We start from the raw sequence: 17,737 nt of genomic DNA, 5'->3' as shown, positions 1-17,737 counted from the left end.
TTTTTATTCAATTTTTTGCCGGTTTTTTCATATAAATAAAAGTGCGTTTCAACCACCCAATTTAGCAGGTAGGGTCGCGCAGTGTTACCCAATATGCTGATCCTTCCATTTTTGACCTTCTTATAAGGTATAGGAGCGATTTACACTTTTCTTCGAAAGACTTCCGGTTCCATCCTACCCATGAGACAGGTGCTGACAACTCGTTTCGTTATGACACAAAAGAGGCGCGATTTGAACCGTCTCCAAAACGGAAAACATCTACCGACATGCCAATAGCGATGATAGGAGCCCGCCGAATCTCTCTTTCGACTAACTGGTTTCTTTTCCTAAAGAACTTAAGACTGAAATCCGAAAAATTCAATTTCCGAGATTTGCACTGGGAGCTTTCGGACGGTGCAATTCAGCTGATTTTCCGGGCCGTACTTCCAAATTTAATTCTGGCGCGAAGCTATCCAAAAATTGAATTAAAAAGTAACGAAAGCTGAATACAATTGATTTATTTTCAAAAATACGTAGAAATCAATCAATTGAATTAAATATAACGTAGGTTCTGTTGCCAAATCCCCATTACCCCCATCCACTCAAAATCCGCCGCATGCCCGATTTTTCTTAAACAGAGAGCCACAGGGTCACAAACCATTTTCTTTCATTGCATGAAAACCGGCCAAGGGAAACTCTATTCCCTTGGCCATACATTGTCCGTGACATCCTCGTCCGGAAAACGGCCATGAGGATCAAGCGTAATTTTGGTGACCTTTCTCCCTCCAAAATCCAACACTGCATCAAAAGTTTTGCTGCCATTCCACCAAACGTCGACCGGCCAGGTCACTTCTGCCGTATTTGCATCCAATAATTTAGAGTTTGGCATCGCTTTGATTTCTTCGCTGCCACTTTCAAATTCGACTTTCAGCACAATTGGCGAAGGCATCTGCCCTGCCTGATTTACGGTCACTACAGTTTTGTCGTCTTTGCCGCTGACATTTGCGATAGATCCCTCCACAGATTCCGTCGTAAACAACCAATAGTACCAGAACCACTCTAGATTTTGCCCCAATTCGTTGTTCATGAAAAACATATAATCCCAAGGTGAAGGATGCTTAAAACTCCAAGCGGCAGTGTATTTTTTCATTGCATTGACGACAGCCTCGTCTCCGACAATTCCTCCCAACATGGATAGCATGAGTGGCGTTTTCTGATAGGTCTGAAAGCTGTAACCCGTCCCTGCGTCATTGGCGCTCCACATCAGTGGCGCTTCATCCTCGCTCCCGCTGATCCTACCGTAGCTTTGGCCAAATCCATCCAGGCTAACTGGAACTCCTCTCATATCAGCGCCGGATAAAATATTCATGTACTGGTTGAAACCCTCATCCATCCACCCGTATCGGGTTTCGTTTGTGCCAAGCATCATCGGCCACCACTGGTGGGCGGTCTCGTGATCAGCAGCTCCCTGATTTGAATTGATCACCATAGGATACTCCATTCCCGCACTGGGGCCGTCTTGTAAGGTCAGTTGGGGGAAAGGGTAAGGCGCCCAAAGCTTGGAATAAAACTCCATCGCGTGACGGGTAAGCTTGGCTGCGTTTAGATAAGACTTGGCCCGCTCGGGTTCGTACACCATATAGATTGGCACGTAGCCTTTGCCCGGGATGTTTGCCCGCGTTCCTTTCCAGATAAAATCCGCAGATGTCGCCCAAGCGAAATCATTGACTTTGTCCGCAACAAAGCGCCAAGTCAGTTGATCACCCGCGGCAGTGGCTTTGCCCGGGCCCCTTTCCTCTTCAGCGACAATGGTGGTCTCTTCGTCTGAGTCCAAAATTTGAGCATAACGCTTGATCGCCTCTGCGGTCATGACTTCCTCTGGGTTTTGCAAAACTCCGGTTCCGCTCACGATCCAACCACCCGGAACGGTGACCGACACGTCAAAGCGTCCGAAGTTGTTGAAAAATTCAGCAGGGCCGAGGTAAGGACTGGTTTCCCAGCCTCTCAGATCATCATACTTTGCCAATCGTGGAAACCATTGGGTAGGCTGAAACAAGGTGCTGTCAAAGCGCTGTGTCATCCGATGACCTAGCCCATCTGGTCCGCCGGGCAACTTGGTGTGCCAGTCGATCTCTACTTCGGTCTTGCTCCCTGCTTTGATGGGTTGGGTAAGGTAAACCGTGGCAACGGTTTTCTTGAGTCCGGTCGCGCCTGGCTTTGGAGCTTGATTGCGTCCTAAGCGCTGTTCTGTGAGATCAATGGATTCACCAGCGACTTTGATGCTGGTGACGACCATCCCTTTGGTTTGCTCTGCCGGAGTAGAAAATCCGCGGGGAACGTCCGCTCTGAAGATATTATGATCTAGCCTCAGCACTATTCTGTCCCAATCGTCTTTGCTATTGTTGTGAACCAGGATTTTCTCAGTTCCAGTCAGGGTTTGGGTATGTGGATCGAGGCTGACGTGGATGGTAAAGTCCGTCTCCAGTTGCCAATAATTCGGGCCGGGCTTTCCCGAAAAATCACGGGTTCCAGCCTCAAATGCTCTCCGGATCGAATTGGTCAGCGGGACATCACGCCGGATCTCGCGAGTGGTGGTTTCTACGGAAGTTCTCTGTGGCAGTGGACTGGTTTGCTGGGCAACAGCCGCCGTAATACTGAGGAGGAAAAGAAATAGCAGTTTTCTCATTGCAGTGGTTTGATTCGACCTTGAAAACATAGACAATTCAAGTGGATTTTCCTGATTCGAATTTGAAAAAAACAGAGAATCCGAAATTAGACTTGGTGACATTCGCCTCAACGGGGCATTCTCCATTTCTTCATCGACAAAAGATCGAGTCGACGCAAAGGGAAATCAATTTGTCCCGTTATGACTTCATTGATTTCACCATTTTCACTTGTCTTCAATTGGAAACCACGTCTCTATGATTCTTACAGGAACATGATTACCTTCAAAAGACGAAAAGCGGCATTCGCCTAAATCAAAATCTAGCCCGAACCTACCCATGAAAACCAAAACCACACTCCTAAGCCTGCTCGCAGTCTTAGCACTATTCTCCTGCACCGCAAATTTCTCCTCCAAAGATTCCGACAACCGGATAACGGATGAACGCGATTTGGACAAGGTAACGAAGCTGAAAGTCAGCGGAATTTTCAACCTCTACCTATCGCAGGGAGACAAGCCCTCACTGAAAATTGACGGCGACGAAGAACAAATCAAGAAACTCAAAGTCATCCAAAACGGAGAGACTTTGGAATTGAAATTTGACGAAATCAAGAATAATTTCTTCGGCGAATCCCGTCCTGACGTCTACCTGACGCTAAGCGAACTGGAAATGATGGAGTTTGACGGAGTCGGCAACCTTAAGTTTGACCGTCCTTTTAAAGTGGATGACCTCCGTTTAAAAGGCAATGGAGTCGGGAATATCTCATTGCAATTTGAGGCTAAAAAAATCGATGCGGACTTCAACATGATGGGAAATCTTACTTTGGGAGGCAGTGCCGAGGAGATCACAATTTCGAATGAAGGCATTGGAAATATCGAAGCTTCCGGTTTACAGGCTCAAGACATGACTTTAAACAGCTCCGGTATAGGCAGAGTTTCCGTGAATTGTACCGGCGATCTGTCAATCACCGTGAATGGCATCGGCGCAGTTAGCTACACCGGCAATCCAAATGTGATCAAGGAAGAAATCAACGGCATTGGAAAAGTGACACGAAACTAAAAGTTGCCAGTGACTGCTTTTCCCCATCATGTACCAGAGGAATTGTTTGGCGAAAAGGTGAAGAGGTAAAAGAGGACTTTCACCGTTTCTTATTTTGATTTGGTAAAAGTTTTAATCGAAGATGCATTCGTTTTCGGACGACTTCCAGATCACTTCAAAATCTGTGATTTCTTCCCAATCGATACGGTCAGTTCCGACCTGTCCCAGGTTGTTTCCACTGCAATCATACAACGATGGAGGTGCCATGCTACAATACGGACAACAGTTCATAAACATAAAAACCGTCTGAGAACCATACTGTGCAGCATGAAGCGAAGTGTACTTTCGGCCAATTTCGGACTTCTCCGAGTCCTCAATCCGCTCCTTCAGCCAAGTCAAATCGAACACATTGTCCACATCACAACCTGCTACCGGATTGAGATCCTCCGAGCAGGAGAAAGCTGCCAATACCAGGAAGGCGAATAGTAGGTTTTTCATTTCTTTTAGCTAAACCGTGAGTATCTCTAATTCCAATCCCCTACATCCCACAAGATTTATCTTCCGATTTCCAGACTATTTCCTTGTCGGCAATTTCCTCTAGCATGATCCCATCATAACCGATCTTCCCGATCAGATTTCCACTGCAATCAAACACCGGGGGTGCCGTCATATTACAGAGCGCGCAGCAGGTCGTAGCCACAAAAACAGTTTGGGAATCATAGGTTCCCATGGTAATGGTGTGGTCTCCGACTTGATACATTTCGATCTTTTCCTGTAGCCAAGGCAAGTCCAACACATTGTCCACGTTACAGGCCTGAATCGGATCTGAATCGTCCGAGCAGGAAAAAGTAACAAGAGTTAAAAGCACGATGAGGTAGCCAAAGTTTTTCATGGGATTATTTTTTAGCCTTGACGGCAAACATAAGGAATTCGTTACAACCGGATAGAAGAAAAATCATAACTGACATAATAAATAGGTGATTTTCCATTTCCCTCTTCTCTGTTGTTTGCTTATCTCATCAATTCCCGTGACTTTCGGGAAATGTCTTCACCCGAACCACTCGACTCGATTCGCCTGAATTTCTCGCAAGGAGATCTGCTCCTGCTCAACCTGGCGCTGGCCTTGATCATGTACGGAGTAGCCTTGGATCTACGCTGGGCGGATTTTCGATATTTGGTCAATAATCCCAGAGGTTTTTTTCTCGGCGTCTTCTCTCAAATCCTGATTCTGCCATTCCTGACTTGGGTGCTTATCCAACTGATCGCGCCTCCGGAAAGCGTCGCATTGGGAATGATGCTGGTCGCGGCTTGTCCTGGTGGCAATGTCTCCAACTTCCTGACTAACCTCGCCAAAGGAAATACAGCGCTGTCGGTGAGTTTGACTGCTTTTACGTCCGTGGCAGCAGTCATTTTGACTCCACTGAATTTCACGCTTTGGGCCGGCTTCTACCCTCCTACAGCCGCGCTGTTGAGAGTCATCGAACTCGATACGGGTGACGTCTTTTTCACGGTAATCCTAATTCTTGGAGCACCGCTTGTACTTGGAATCCTCACCCGTCAAAAATTTCCAGCATTTGCAGACAAAGCGACCAAAATCCTAAAGCCACTGAGTATGCTGATTTTTGCGGCATTTGTCGTCATCGCGTTCGCCGGCAATTTTGACTTGTTTCTCAGGTACATCGGTGTCATATTTTTATGGGTTTTGGCTCACAACTTTGTTGCGCTTTCGGCCGGCTTTTTCACTGGAAAACTTGGCAAACTACCGCCCACTGATATAAAAACCCTGACGATAGAGACAGGAATTCAAAATTCCGGCTTGGCGCTGGTTTTGATTTTCACTTACTTTGACGGCCTTGGCGGCATGGCCATCATCGCCGCTTGGTGGGGTATCTGGCACCTGATCTCGGGGATGACTATCGCCAGTGTTTGGAATAAATTTACATGAAACCGAGTCCGTCAGAGGCTGACAGGCTTAAGCGAGACATTAAACTGCTCGCTGATTAACGCTCTAGCGAGATTTCTCCGATTGTCCCGGAAGCGTTCGGGGGAATGGGCATAAAAAAGCAATTGTAAACACGTGAAAAACCTTATCAATGCCATTCTCAGACTGCTTGTGAAAGTTGCGCTGCACGGCTATTTCAAAAAGATCATTGTCGAAGGCAAAGAAAATCTCCCCAAAGACCGGCCGGTGATCTTGGTAGCCAACCATCAGAATGCACTCATTGACCCGCTGCTTTTGGCCACTCACACCCGCCTCAATCCCTGGTTCTTGACCCGCGCAGCGGTTTTTACCAGCCCTTTTGTCCGCAGGCTCCTTCACCTGATCCGAATGCTTCCCGTGTATCGCCTGCGGGACGGTTTTTCTACAATCCAGCAAAACCAGCAGACCTTTGACGATACCTATGAGGTGCTGCGCAAAAATGGAACTGTGGTCATCTTTGCCGAAGGCAGTCACAGTCGGGTAAGAAACTTGAGACCACTCAGCAAGGGATTTACCCGGATGGCTTTTGGTCTCAAAGAAAAATACCCGGCGCTCGAGCCGGTGATCTTGCCTGTCGGAATCGGTTTCAGCGCCCACATGCGCTCGGGAAGTTTGGTCAGAATCACATTCGGCAAAACCATCCCCGTGGACATGCCTTCCTCTCAATCCGGCAAACTGACAAAGAGCGTGGAAAAAGCCCTGAGATCGCTTGTTGTCGACATTCCAGACGAAGGCTATGAGGCAACAATTACACGACTGATTGAGCATGAAGTCGATTTGACTTCGAAGAAAGATGTAGAAACCTTCCTTGAAACCGGGGCCGTGTCAAATCCCATCGGGTCGGTCAGCGGCATTGGAAACAAGATGATGAAGATCTTCAATTTCCCACTCTATGCACTTTGGCTTTGGAAGAAGCCAAGCGTGAAGGATGAAGTATTCAGCTCCACTTGGAAGTTTCTGATCGGATTTACACTCGCTGTCCCCTACTACTTTTTCCTGCTGTGGCTGGCAATGGACACCGCGTTAGGAAGTTGGGGATTGACATTCCTGATTCTGGGTTGGATCACTCTTTGGAGAAACAAGAACCCGCAGGAGTAGCAGACCTCTATTTTTCGATGGTCAAAAAAAGAATTGAGTCTCGCCAAATAATCTTTGGTTTTGTTTCTAACTTTAGAAAAGAATTCAAAACCCAAATTTAACTTAGCTATGACTCAGGACTTCCTCCCGCTCAACGGGACAGACTACATTGAGCTGTACGTCGGCAATGCCAAGCAAAGTGCACTCTACTATCAATATGCCTTTGGATACGAACTGATCGCCTATGCCGGTCCAGAAACCGGTGTTCGTGACCGTGCATCCTACGTTTTGAAGCAGGACAAAATTCGTCTAGTCCTCACCTCTCCGCTCAGTTCCGATCACCCGATTGCAGAGCACATCCGTCTACATGGAGATGGTGTAAAAGTCCTGGCACTTTGGGTGGATGATGCCGAAAAATCCTGGCAGGAAACCACAACCCGAGGAGCCGAGTCTGCGTCTGCCCCTGAAGTGATTCAAGATCAATATGGGGAAGTGAAACTCGCTTCGATCAAAACCTACGGAGAAACAATCCATACGTTTGTCGAGCGAAAAAACTACTCAGGCGTTTTCCTTCCCGGCTTTCAACCCAGAAAAAGCACATTCAAAAGCGAGGGCATCGGATTGAAATACATTGACCACTGCGTCGGTAATGTGGAGCTAGGCCAGATGAACCGCTGGGTAGAATTTTATGAAAACGTGATGGGTTTTAAGCTGCTCCTGACTTTTGACGACAAGGACATCTCCACTGAGTACTCCGCCCTGATGTCCAAAGTCGTCTCCAACGGCAACGGCTATATCAAATTCCCAATCAACGAACCCGCCGAAGGCAAAAAGAAATCTCAGATCGAAGAATACCTCGACTTTTACGGCGGGCCAGGTGTACAACACATGGCCATAGCTACGGATGACATCTGCCAGACCGTAAGCGAACTGAGAAGACGTGGTGTGGAATTTCTGGAAGTTCCCGCCTCCTACTACGACGATCTGCTGGATCGGGTGGGAAAGATCGATGAAGACCTCGAACCCTTGAAAAATCTCAACATCCTCGTTGACCGCGATGAAGAAGGCTACCTGCTCCAGATCTTCACCAAGCCCGTGCAGGATCGTCCGACACTTTTCTATGAGATCATCCAGCGAAAAGGTGCCAAGTCCTTCGGCAAGGGAAATTTCAAAGCACTCTTTGAAGCAATCGAACGAGAGCAGGCGTTGAGAGGAAATCTGTGAGTAAGACGACAAATTTTAGACACTAGTACTCGGAAAATCGTCCATAGACTAAGGTCAACCGTCCAAATCTAAAAGCCGGATAATCCGGGTTTAGCGTCTGTATCTACGGATTTGCGGAAACTCGATATTTTCTAAAGCCCCAATTCGGAAATTATTTGAGCCAGACAGAAATTCTGATCTGGCTTTTTGTTTTCAATCTGCTCATAATGGAATAATTTCATTGAAAATCAACACGATGACATCGAGCCTGGCTGAGGCAGACAGGTGCGAGATTTTCCCGGTATCGGGCCGGCAGCTAAAAAACAAATTACAAACACATGAAAGTCCTTTTGTCAGTTTTCGCACAGACCATCAAAGGCGGGCTATTTTTCCTCCTCCCGCTCGTAGTTGTGATAATTTTGCTAAATAAAGCAGTGGAACTAATCCAACCGCTTTCTCATGCCATCCGTGAGCATCTACCTTTTCAACTGCCCCTCTCCGCCATGGTCCTGAGCATCATTTTACTTGTTTTGATCTGCTTTGGAGCGGGATGGCTAGCTAGACTTGGAGGAAGTCAAAAGCTTATTCTGTTGCTGGAAGAAAATTTTCTGGTACTATTTCCCGGCTACCAGCTGATGAAAAACAGCTTTGAATCCAAAGTTGGGCTGGACCCCGAAACGGAGTATCCTGTAGTCCTGGTACCTATTGATGGCTGGATGATCGCCTTTTTGGTCGAGGAGCTCAGCGACACCGAAGTGATGGTCTTGGTCCCTTCCGCGCCAAGTTCATGGGAGGGAAGTTTGGTGATTTTTGAAAAATCCCAGATCAAACACAGCAACCTAAAACCTAGCGATCTGATGTCCATTATGAAGCGTTTGGGCGTTGGCTCCAAAACTGCTTTCGAAAACTCGATAGAAAAGCCTTCCCGGGATTGACTCAGGAAGGCTTTCAATTTTCAGGATAATCCGCATTTAGCCGACAGGCATTTAGTCCCGCAGCACGGCTAGAAGTTTCTTCGTCGGTTTCCTTTCTTATTTATACAACTTTTCGTGCAGCTTTTTCAGCTCTTCCACAGGAATCTTGATGATCTCTCTATCGTAAGTCATTAGGCCGTTGGTTTCCACTTCCACGTCGGTGGTCTGAGTATAGATCGCAGCTGCCAAACCTTTTGGAATCAGTTCGGAAAGGTCTTCAATTAAAATCGAATAGCGGGATTTCAGCTCTTCCATGGTTTTGAAGCTTTGATATCCCCAATTGTCCTTCAGCTGCCAGGTATGTCCTTCGACCGGCAAGCCTAATCCGCCATATTCTCCCAAGACCAAGATAGATTCAGCTCCGAAGATGGCCGGATCTGGCATTACCGGATCGGGGTAATTGTGCAGATCCATGATGTCTCCGACGATCTTGGTTCCTTCCATTTCGAAGTTTCCTCCGCTTGCACTGTTAATCAATCGGCTTTGATCCTGTTCCTTGGTCATGTTGACGATCTCGGTGGTCTTAAACTGTCCCCAAGCTTCGTTGAAAGGAACCCAAACGACGATAGATCCAAAAAACCGAAACTCGTTGATGATCTCTTTCCATTCAGTTTTGAAAATCTCCTCGGACTCTGGCGTTCGCGTCTTGTTCATTCCCTCGCGGATGATCCCCGGACGTACTTCCCAGCGATTGCCCATGTCCCCGCTTGGCATATCTTGCCATACCAGCATTCCGAGCATATCGGCATGATAATACCACCGTGCAGGTTCCACTTTCACATGTTTTCGGATCATGTTAAAGCCCATTTCCTTAGTCTTTTGTATGTCAAAAAGCAATGCTTCATCCGTCGGAGCAGTGTATAATCCATCAGGCCACCAGCCTTGATCGAGTGGGCCGTATTGGAAAAGTGGCTTTCCGTTTAGGAACATGCGTTGATGCCCATCTGTGCCTTTTGCCATCCGGATGTCCCGGTATGTAGCGTAGGATTTGACTTCCTCAATCAATTTCTTTCCTTGGAAAAGCTTGATCGAAACGCCATAAATCATTGGTGAATCCGGGGACCATGCCTTCGGGTTTTCGATTTTTACAGGAGCAGGTTTGTTCGCCTGAGCCTTGAAAGAAGCTACCACATGACTTCCTTCCAAAAGGCTAACTTCCACTTCTTGCCCTTCCTGGGCATTTTTGATCTCCGGATAAAACACCTGAACGCCATTTTCCCAATCCGTCTCAGAATAGCTGGATGAAATAAACGATTCGGGCACAGCTTCCAACCATACGGTTTGCCAGATTCCCGTCACCGGCGTGTACCAGATTCCCTTCGGATCTTTGACTTGCTTGCCTCGTGGCTGAGGGCCTGAGTCACTCGGATCCCAGACTCTTACTCTGATTTTCTGCAATTTTCCTTTGACCAAATGTTCGGTGATATCAAAACTGAAACCGTCAAAGCCTCCCTGATGTTTTCCTACCTGCTTCTCGTTTACCCAGACTTCTGCTTCCCAATCCACGGCTCCAAAATTGAGCATTACACGCTTTCCTTTCCTGTTCAAAGCAAGTTCAAAAGTCCGCTCATACCAGAGTTCATTATCTGGCCCTACCGTGGTCTGAACGCCGGATAGAAGCGACTCCACGGCGAAGGGAACGGTGATCTTTCCCGCAAAGCCAGTAGCTGGACTGCTTCCCTTAGGCAAAATCGCAAAATCCCATCTTCCATTGAGGTTTTGCCAATCCGTGCGAACCAACTGTGGGCGGGGATATTCGGGAAGCGGATTAGTCGGATTGAGTTCATCAGCCCAAGGGGTCTTTAACGTGTTTTGGGAAAAGCCCTCAATGCTCAGAATGAGTAGTGCAAAAAAGAAAAGCGATCGCATATAGTAAGGATAAGTGATTGCTGAACTTATTGAAAATGAAACCAAAGAACAAGAAGATTCAACGGGATCGCTATTCTATCGAGTTTTTTTGTGAGAAAAGCTTGCTTCGGACAGGAGGTCGGTTTTCATATTTTTAAGCCAAATATGCCTTCTTATCCTGACATCAAACGCACCAAAGGACTATTTCATAGTGGCAAAAAGACATAATTACCAGATCAGGGTGTTTTTTATGAAAGGCACCTTTCCTACACTAGGATAAGAATCAAGGCAAAATAAAACTCCGCTTTCAATGGAATTGAAATAGTTGCTAGGATTGATTCATGCGAGATGGCATTTTTTGACATTTTCTATAACTTAGAACCACACTGAAATTTTTAAAAGAAATGAGTTCTATTGACCCTACGATCCTGAGCAAAGCCCAAAGCTGGCTGAATGGAAATGTGGATGCTGACACCAAAGCATCGATCGAAAAATTAATAAGCGACAACCCGACCGAATTGGTGGATTCTTTCTATCAGGACCTCGAATTTGGGACAGGAGGATTGCGCGGACTAATGGGCGTGGGTACCAACCGAATGAATGTATATACCATCGGCATGGCTACCCAAGGATTGGCAAACTACCTCTTGCAATCTTTTCCCGGACAGGAAATCAAAGTCGCCATCACGCACGACTGTCGCATCAACAACACACTGTTCGCCACCACTACTGCGAACGTCTTGACAGCAAACGGGATCAAGGTGCTATACTTTAAAGAAATGAGACCGACGCCGATGCTTTCCTTCGCAGTGCGTCACTTCGGTTGCAAAAGCGGCGTGATGATCACCGCATCGCACAATCCTAAAGAGTACAACGGATACAAGGCGTACTGGGAAGATGGTGCGCAGGTAGTCGCCCCACACGACACGAACATCATTAAAGAGGTGCAAAAAATCACCTCTTTTGACCAGGTGAATTGGAACAAAAACGACGCACTATTCCAATACATAGAAGAAGATTTTGATAAAATCTATCTTGACCTGGTGAAGGGATTGAGCCTTTCGCCTGATGCTATCGCTGCACAGAAATCTATGCCGATTGTGTTTTCCCCGATCCATGGCGCTTCGGGAAAGATGGTACCAGCAGCTCTGAAAGCCTTTGGTTTTGACAATGTGCATATCGTCAAAGAACAGGCTGAACCGGATGGCACTTTCCCAACCGTCATCTACCCAAATCCTGAGGAAGCGGAAGCGCTGACCATGGCGGTGGAGCTGGGCAAAAAAGTAAATGCTGAGCTGGTACTTGCCTGCGACCCTGACGGAGACCGCTATGCAGCAGTGGTGCCAAATGAAAAAGGCGAATACGAACTGCTGAATGGTAATCAGACCGGAGCGATGATCAGCTACTACTTGCTCAGCAAGTGGGAAGAAGCCGGAAAATTGGATGGCAACCAATTTATGGTCAACACCATCGTGACCACCGAACTGATCAACACGATTGCCGCTGGATTTGGCGTCAAATGCTTCAATGTCTTGACCGGCTTCAAAAATATCGCGGCAATCATCCTTCAACTAGAAGGCAAGGAAACTTTCATCGGCGGTGGAGAAGAGTCCTACGGCTACTTGGTGGGTGACTTTGTGAGAGACAAGGACGCAGTGAGTGCTGCTGCAATTTTCGCAGAGCTCATCGCCTACTACAAGACCAAAGGGATGAATGCCGTTGATGTATTGGCGGAGATCTATTCGAAATTTGGTTTCTATAAGGAGTCGCTGATCTCTGTGACCAAAAAAGGAAAAGACGGGGCTGAGCAGATTCAGGCCTTGATGAACGGATTCCGCACCAACCCACCTTTGCAGATGAACGGCATCGATGTAGAGCGAGTCGTGGATGTGAAAAACTCGACCATCACGCATGTGAAATCCGGAAAAGTCGAAAAACTCGACATGGACAAGTCTAACGTAATGCAGTTTTATCTCGCAGACGGCAGCAAGATATCCGCACGTCCATCCGGTACCGAGCCGAAGATCAAGTACTACTTCTCCGTCAATGCACCGCTCCCAGCGGCTTCTGAATATCGAACCGTAGAGGCAACGCTCGTCGAAAAACTAGAAGGCTTGAAGAATTATTTCAGTTGATCTGAATTATTACCAAAACGACAAAGCACCGGGAAATCGGTGCTTTTGTCGTTTATCTTAATCCAACATCATAACAATCAAATTCTGATTCAGCCCTAATCCGTTCCGATATGGATAACGGCATCACCGACATTGACCACGGGGTTGTTGTTAAGACCTATCACATACCCGTTGGTGGTAGCTTTGATCGGTACGATCACCTGCCCATAGGGATCGGAAATTCTGGCGATGATCTGACCCTTTTTCACCGAATCTCCTAGCCTTACCGAAGAATAAAAAATCCCGGAGGCCTTGGCCCGAGTCCATTGGCTTTGCCTAAGTACGACCGTCTCCTGCGCCGCCTGAGGCGCGTCGATCATCCCCAGCTGGTGGAGCAGACGTTTGGTCCCGGAGGTTCCCTCATCAATTGCGTCGTTATCCAGCCGCATCGATTCCCCTCCTTCAAAGACCAAAAGCTGCTTTCGAGCCTGGTATGCGGTCTTACGGAACGATTTCTCTATATGCTTTGAATTGACGACAAAATGTGTCCCGAAGGCCATCGCCAGATCGACCGCAATCTTGTCCTTGAAATCCACTCTGATCTGGGGATGATTGGAAAGCATCCGTCCTCCGGTGTGAAAGTCTATCCCAAAATCAATTTGAGGAATAATTTCATCATTGATAATGTAGGCTATTCGAGAAGCAAGAGAACCTCTTTTACTTCCAGGGAAGCTGCGGTTCAGGTCTCTGCCATCTGGAAAAGTTCTGCTGTTGGACAGAAACCCGTAAATATTAACCAACGGAATGATGATGAGCGTCCCCTTCAGCAATTTCATCCCATGATCAAATTCCTCCAGGAGTTTTTTCGCCGTCACTACGCCGTTGATCTCGTCACCGTGAACCCCGCCGGAAATCAGTACGACCGGGCCTTCATTTTTAGAAGATCGAATGAAAATCGGCAAATCGATCAGCGTATGGGTGGGAAGTTTTGCAATCGGCAAATCGATATTCACTGACTGACCTGGACGAACCCGGATACCGTTAATCTGGACTTCTTTCATGAAATAGGTTGGCGGACTGGAGAATCATTTCACATTAGCTCAAAAACTTGCTTATTTCGCAAGACAAGCCTATTCCCATGAATATACAAGAAAACATTTCTCTAAAGTCACTGAACACATTTGGATTCGACCAAAATGCGCGCTTTTTCACGGTTGCTGATTCGGTTGATACATTAAAATCCGCTTTGACTTGGGCAAAAGAAAGTAACGTTGATGTGTTGATATTGGGAGGAGGAAGCAATATGCTGCTGACAAAGGATTTTGATGGCTTGGTGGTCAAAGTGGAATTGAAAGGCATCCAACTCATCCATGAAGATGAGAATCACCTGTGGGTCAAGGTCGGCGCCGGCGAGGTTTGGCACGATTGGGTGATGTATGCTATTGGAAAAAGCTGGGCGGGCATCGAAAACCTATCACTTATACCCGGTACGGTAGGTGCCTCTCCCATGCAAAATATCGGTGCCTACGGTGTAGAGATCAAAGAGGTCTTTGACAGCTTGGACGCTTTAAATCGATCTACCTTGGAGTTGGAGACGTTCGATGCAGAAGCTTGCCAATTTGGCTACCGCGAGAGTGTGTTCAAACGTAGACTGAAAGATCAATATGTCATTTGTTCTGTGACTTTCAGATTGGACAAATCCCCAGCGTTCCATGTGGATTACGGAGCAATTCAAGACATATTGAAGCAAAATGAGGCACAGCAACTTTCGATCAAATCGGTTAGTGATGCGGTGATTGAGATTAGAAAGTCCAAACTCCCTGATCCCAATGAAATCGGCAACGCGGGGTCTTTTTTCAAAAATCCGACCATCGACAAAAAACAATTCGAAGGGCTGCAGGCGGATTTTCCGGGAATCCCTGGGTATCTGAATGAAACGGGGGTAAAAGTCCCGGCAGGCTGGCTCATCGAGCAGGCAGGCTGGAAGGGACGGCGAATCGGAGAAGTAGGGGTCCACACTCACCAGGCGTTGGTTTTGGTCAACTATGGTATGGGAAATGGCGCTAGCGTTAAAGCGCTTTCAGAACAAATTCAGCAATCGGTTCGGCAGAAGTTTGGGATTGATCTCCAGCCAGAAGTGAATTTTATCTAGACCAGCTCGTCGTGTGTCACCAGTTCTTTTGAATACTTTTCGACTTCCACTCCGAATTTTCGCAGAAAATCCACTCCCTCGTCACTCCCTATTCCTTTGTACTCTGCATAAGAAAAAAGGTAAACGACTTTGGAAATCCCCATGGAAAAAATGATTCTGGAGCAAGCCAGACAGGGTGATAGCGTCACGTAAAGGGTAGAGCCATCCACCGAGGTATTGTTTTTCACCGCATATAGAATGGCGTTCTGCTCGGCATGCAGCGCCAATGAACAGCTCCCTTTGCTGTCACGGGCACATCCGGATTCAGGAAACTCTATGTCGCAATTGTGCGTACCGGCAGGTGGACCGTTGTAGCCAATAGAAATAATCCGCGTATCCTTGGTCAATACAGCTCCCACATGCTTCTTGATACAATGGGAACGCTTGGCCAGGTTAACCGCCAATTCCATAAAAATGTCGTCAAAATCTGGTTTGCTCATGAAATTTCGTTTCGCAAAAATACTAATCTTGCCCATTGTCGGGAATAATTTCCAAATAAAGGGAATTGTTTTTCCGTTTAGGAAGAAAAAGTAAATTCAATAACCCTATGAGTTTTCCACGCATAAATCCGGCAAAATTGAACCTGAAGATCCATCTCACCCTCTTTGCACTCAGCATATTCCTTCTATTCTCCTGCAGCTCGATAGAGGTATTCAAAGAAAACACTGAAATCCCTATTGCAAAGTCATACCGATCGTTCGTAATTATCAACAAAGAAATGGGAAAGAGCGGGTTTTCTTCTCAATTCCTCGATGAACTGGTACAGGTTCAGATTCAGGAGACATTGGAAAATGCGGGATTGGTTTACGACGCAAAAACACCGGATCTAGTCATTCGATATCACTCCAATGAGGATCCGAGGCAAAAGGAAACTGTCAATAACTTGAACCCCTACCCGTATTGGGGCTACAGAGCTTATGATCCCTGGAGATACAATCCCTACAATACCACCCGAATTACAACCAGCAACTATGAATTACTCCAAGTAATAGTGGACTTTATAGATCCAACACAGGATAAGTTTTTGATGACGGTCACGGGAGTCACCGAGGTGAGTAGTCCAAAAAACAAGGAGAAAAAAGTAGTTCAGGCGTTGGAATCTGTGCTACAGACTTTTCTTGGAGACCAACGAAAGGCTCAAGTCAGAAATTAAACGAAAAGCACCACTTTCTCTAAAACATAAGCAACAAGTGAATATTTTTCTTATAAAAACTACATTTTTTTACAAAATCATTAAACTTTCTTCACCAAATGAAGTTTTTTTTAAGTAATTTCAGTACATCTTATTAACCTTAGTATTAAGTAGATAGACGTTCCCTACAAAGAAAAACCCGAAATTTCGGGTTACTTCGGCATTCGCCAAGTCTCCGACTTCATCTTGTTTTTCTGATTACTGATAGGTAAGGAGGAAAATAATTGGAAAGTTTTCTTCGGTTACTAGGCATCATTATCGTGGCAAAGTATTTGTTCTATCTAAAAAGACTGTACTTTTGTACAAATAATAATGTATTTAAATCTAGAATTTTTGCATTTCGATGTTAACTATTGTTCTCATAGACGACGATCCCATCAGCACATTTGTGACTGAAAAACTGATTTCCAAGAATGTCAAGGAGCCCTGTCAGTTTTTCAAGTTCCATAGTGCCGAACTGGCGTTGGAGCAAATCAATGGGATCTGTCCAAATTATCTTTTCCTTGATCTCAATATGCCGGAAATGAACGGATGGGATTTCCTGGATCGATTTATACCTCAATACAAAGATCCTCAGATCTACATTTTGAGCAGCTCTGTGGACGAAAGAGACATTAACAAGGCCAGCCAGTATCAAGTCGTTAAAAAATACCTATCAAAGCCCCTCATAAAGAAATACATCAAATCCATTTTTAACTAATCCGACCCGGATCAGTTTTCTTTATCAGAGCAACCATCAAAGCACCAGTCCGCTTAATCACCTCCAAAATTTATCCTCCTCTTATTTTGTCTACTCTTTCAGTGATTTCAGCTTAAAAAAGTTGGTGTCAGAATAGACGTGTACGGACATATTGAGCAGAACTGTGTAAAACTGTGGAGACACACCCCATATTTCCGCAATGAACAATTTGGCATTTCCCGTCTTATCGGAAGCTTTAAAAAAAACTCAACTTTTTTGATTTCTAAACCTTTAACAGTCGCATCGTATCACGTTGTATTTTCGATCGATTCATCGCTGTATCCTACCAACCGAATCGTGAACCGGCCAGCAGATCAAGTATGATAATTCAATCAACTTGATAGATTCCCGAAAAAACCCGAAATTGATTAATACCGGAAAAAAATTAAACGCTGTCCTATGCGAGTATTTATTTTTTTCCTTATTTCGTATCGATTAAACCAATAAAACCCCCTTAAAAAACAGCCATGGAGGATTTTGAAGAAGAATTCGATGAAGTCGACGACTTCGAAGAAGAGGAAGAGTTCGGAGACGAATTTGAAGATGAATACGATCTTGACGAAGAAAGTGATCTCGAAAGTATCGTGGATTTTGACGAAGACGACGACGATTTCGACGACGATGAGGATTTTGAAGACGAGGAATTCGAGGACGATTTGGATTAATAGTTCAAATTTACGTCGGATAGTTGTTTTGACTTTGTAAAATCGGCGCTCCCTTTTATCTTCGTGCTTCAAT

General features: G+C 46.0%; 16 protein-coding genes. 10 read left to right on the top strand and 6 right to left on the bottom strand.

Annotated features, from left to right (window positions below; translation table 11 throughout):
* Nucleotides 1-676 precede the first annotated feature (676 nt).
* A complete protein-coding gene (locus tag ABD031_RS22010) occupies nt 677-2,665 on the bottom strand; it encodes a M1 family metallopeptidase (protein ID WP_343855185.1) in 1,989 nt (662 codons plus the stop codon).
* 316 nt (nt 2,666-2,981) lie between these two features.
* On the opposite strand from ABD031_RS22010, the gene ABD031_RS22005 reads away from it, so the two are divergent.
* Nucleotides 2,982-3,701, top strand: coding sequence for a head GIN domain-containing protein (locus ABD031_RS22005; protein WP_343855184.1), 720 nt, complete (start codon nt 2,982-2,984; stop codon nt 3,699-3,701).
* Between the two features lie 111 nt (nt 3,702-3,812).
* On the opposite strand, the gene ABD031_RS22000 is transcribed toward ABD031_RS22005, so the two are convergent.
* Nucleotides 3,813-4,178 carry a hypothetical protein gene (locus ABD031_RS22000; RefSeq protein WP_343855182.1) on the bottom strand — a complete coding sequence of 122 codons (366 nt, stop codon included), beginning with the start codon at nt 4,176-4,178 and terminating at the stop codon, nt 3,813-3,815.
* Nucleotides 4,179-4,218: 40 nt separating this feature from the next.
* Entirely contained in the window at nt 4,219-4,572 is a 354-nt protein-coding gene (locus ABD031_RS21995) for a hypothetical protein (protein ID WP_343855181.1), read from the bottom strand.
* Nucleotides 4,573-4,722: 150 nt separating this feature from the next.
* Between ABD031_RS21995 and ABD031_RS21990 the strand changes: the two genes are divergently transcribed.
* The 4 genes from ABD031_RS21990 to ABD031_RS21975 all read left to right on the top strand — a co-directional run bounded on the left by ABD031_RS21990 (nt 4,723) and on the right by ABD031_RS21975 (nt 8,876).
* A complete protein-coding gene (locus ABD031_RS21990; protein ID WP_343855179.1) occupies nt 4,723-5,625 on the top strand; it encodes a bile acid:sodium symporter family protein in 903 nt (300 codons plus the stop codon).
* 132 nt (nt 5,626-5,757) lie between these two features.
* The gene (locus ABD031_RS21985; protein WP_343855176.1) at nt 5,758-6,759 is read left to right on the top strand and encodes a 1-acyl-sn-glycerol-3-phosphate acyltransferase; all 1,002 of its coding nucleotides are present in this window, start codon (nt 5,758-5,760) and stop codon (nt 6,757-6,759) included.
* A 108-nt stretch (nt 6,760-6,867) separates the two neighbouring features.
* Nucleotides 6,868-7,962 (top strand): 4-hydroxyphenylpyruvate dioxygenase, encoded by a 1,095-nt coding sequence (hppD, locus tag ABD031_RS21980; RefSeq protein ID WP_343855175.1) that lies wholly within the window; start codon nt 6,868-6,870, stop codon nt 7,960-7,962.
* 317 nt (nt 7,963-8,279) lie between these two features.
* Nucleotides 8,280-8,876 carry a DUF502 domain-containing protein gene (locus ABD031_RS21975; RefSeq protein WP_343855174.1) on the top strand — a complete coding sequence of 199 codons (597 nt, stop codon included), beginning with the start codon at nt 8,280-8,282 and terminating at the stop codon, nt 8,874-8,876.
* Nucleotides 8,877-8,972: 96 nt separating this feature from the next.
* Here ABD031_RS21975 and ABD031_RS21970 read toward each other — a convergent pair whose 3' ends face one another.
* Entirely contained in the window at nt 8,973-10,784 is a 1,812-nt protein-coding gene (locus tag ABD031_RS21970; protein WP_343855172.1) for a glycoside hydrolase family 2 protein, read from the bottom strand.
* Between the two features lie 383 nt (nt 10,785-11,167).
* Here ABD031_RS21970 and ABD031_RS21965 point away from each other — a divergent pair, with 383 nt between their 5' ends.
* On the top strand, nt 11,168-12,898 hold the full coding sequence (locus ABD031_RS21965; protein WP_343855171.1) for a phospho-sugar mutase: 1,731 nt from the start codon (nt 11,168-11,170) through the stop codon (nt 12,896-12,898).
* 95 nt (nt 12,899-12,993) lie between these two features.
* Here ABD031_RS21965 and ABD031_RS21960 read toward each other — a convergent pair whose 3' ends face one another.
* Complete coding sequence (locus ABD031_RS21960; protein WP_343855170.1) at nt 12,994-13,938, bottom strand: succinylglutamate desuccinylase/aspartoacylase family protein; 945 nt, start codon at nt 13,936-13,938, stop codon at nt 12,994-12,996.
* A gap of 77 nt (nt 13,939-14,015) precedes the next feature.
* Here ABD031_RS21960 and murB point away from each other — a divergent pair, with 77 nt between their 5' ends.
* On the top strand, nt 14,016-15,029 hold the full coding sequence (murB, locus tag ABD031_RS21955; RefSeq protein ID WP_343855168.1) for a UDP-N-acetylmuramate dehydrogenase: 1,014 nt from the start codon (nt 14,016-14,018) through the stop codon (nt 15,027-15,029).
* Here murB and ABD031_RS21950 read toward each other — a convergent pair.
* The gene (locus tag ABD031_RS21950; protein WP_343855167.1) at nt 15,026-15,508 is read right to left on the bottom strand and encodes a deoxycytidylate deaminase; all 483 of its coding nucleotides are present in this window, start codon (nt 15,506-15,508) and stop codon (nt 15,026-15,028) included. The genes murB and ABD031_RS21950 overlap by 4 nt on opposite strands.
* A gap of 107 nt (nt 15,509-15,615) precedes the next feature.
* Here ABD031_RS21950 and ABD031_RS21945 point away from each other — a divergent pair, with 107 nt between their 5' ends.
* The 3 genes from ABD031_RS21945 to ABD031_RS21935 all read left to right on the top strand — a co-directional run bounded on the left by ABD031_RS21945 (nt 15,616) and on the right by ABD031_RS21935 (nt 17,664).
* Complete coding sequence (locus ABD031_RS21945; RefSeq protein WP_343855166.1) at nt 15,616-16,221, top strand: DUF4136 domain-containing protein; 606 nt, start codon at nt 15,616-15,618, stop codon at nt 16,219-16,221.
* Between the two features lie 382 nt (nt 16,222-16,603).
* On the top strand, nt 16,604-16,960 hold the full coding sequence (locus ABD031_RS21940) for a response regulator (protein WP_343855164.1): 357 nt from the start codon (nt 16,604-16,606) through the stop codon (nt 16,958-16,960).
* A gap of 506 nt (nt 16,961-17,466) precedes the next feature.
* Nucleotides 17,467-17,664 (top strand): hypothetical protein, encoded by a 198-nt coding sequence (locus ABD031_RS21935; protein ID WP_343855163.1) that lies wholly within the window; start codon nt 17,467-17,469, stop codon nt 17,662-17,664.
* The last annotated feature ends 73 nt before the right edge of the window (nt 17,665-17,737 follow it).

The organism is Algoriphagus jejuensis (assembly GCF_039523455.1).
Taxonomy (GTDB): domain Bacteria; phylum Bacteroidota; class Bacteroidia; order Cytophagales; family Cyclobacteriaceae; genus Algoriphagus; species Algoriphagus jejuensis.
Note: the sequence above shows the minus strand (reverse complement) of the source record. Positions and strands in the feature narration are given on the sequence as shown.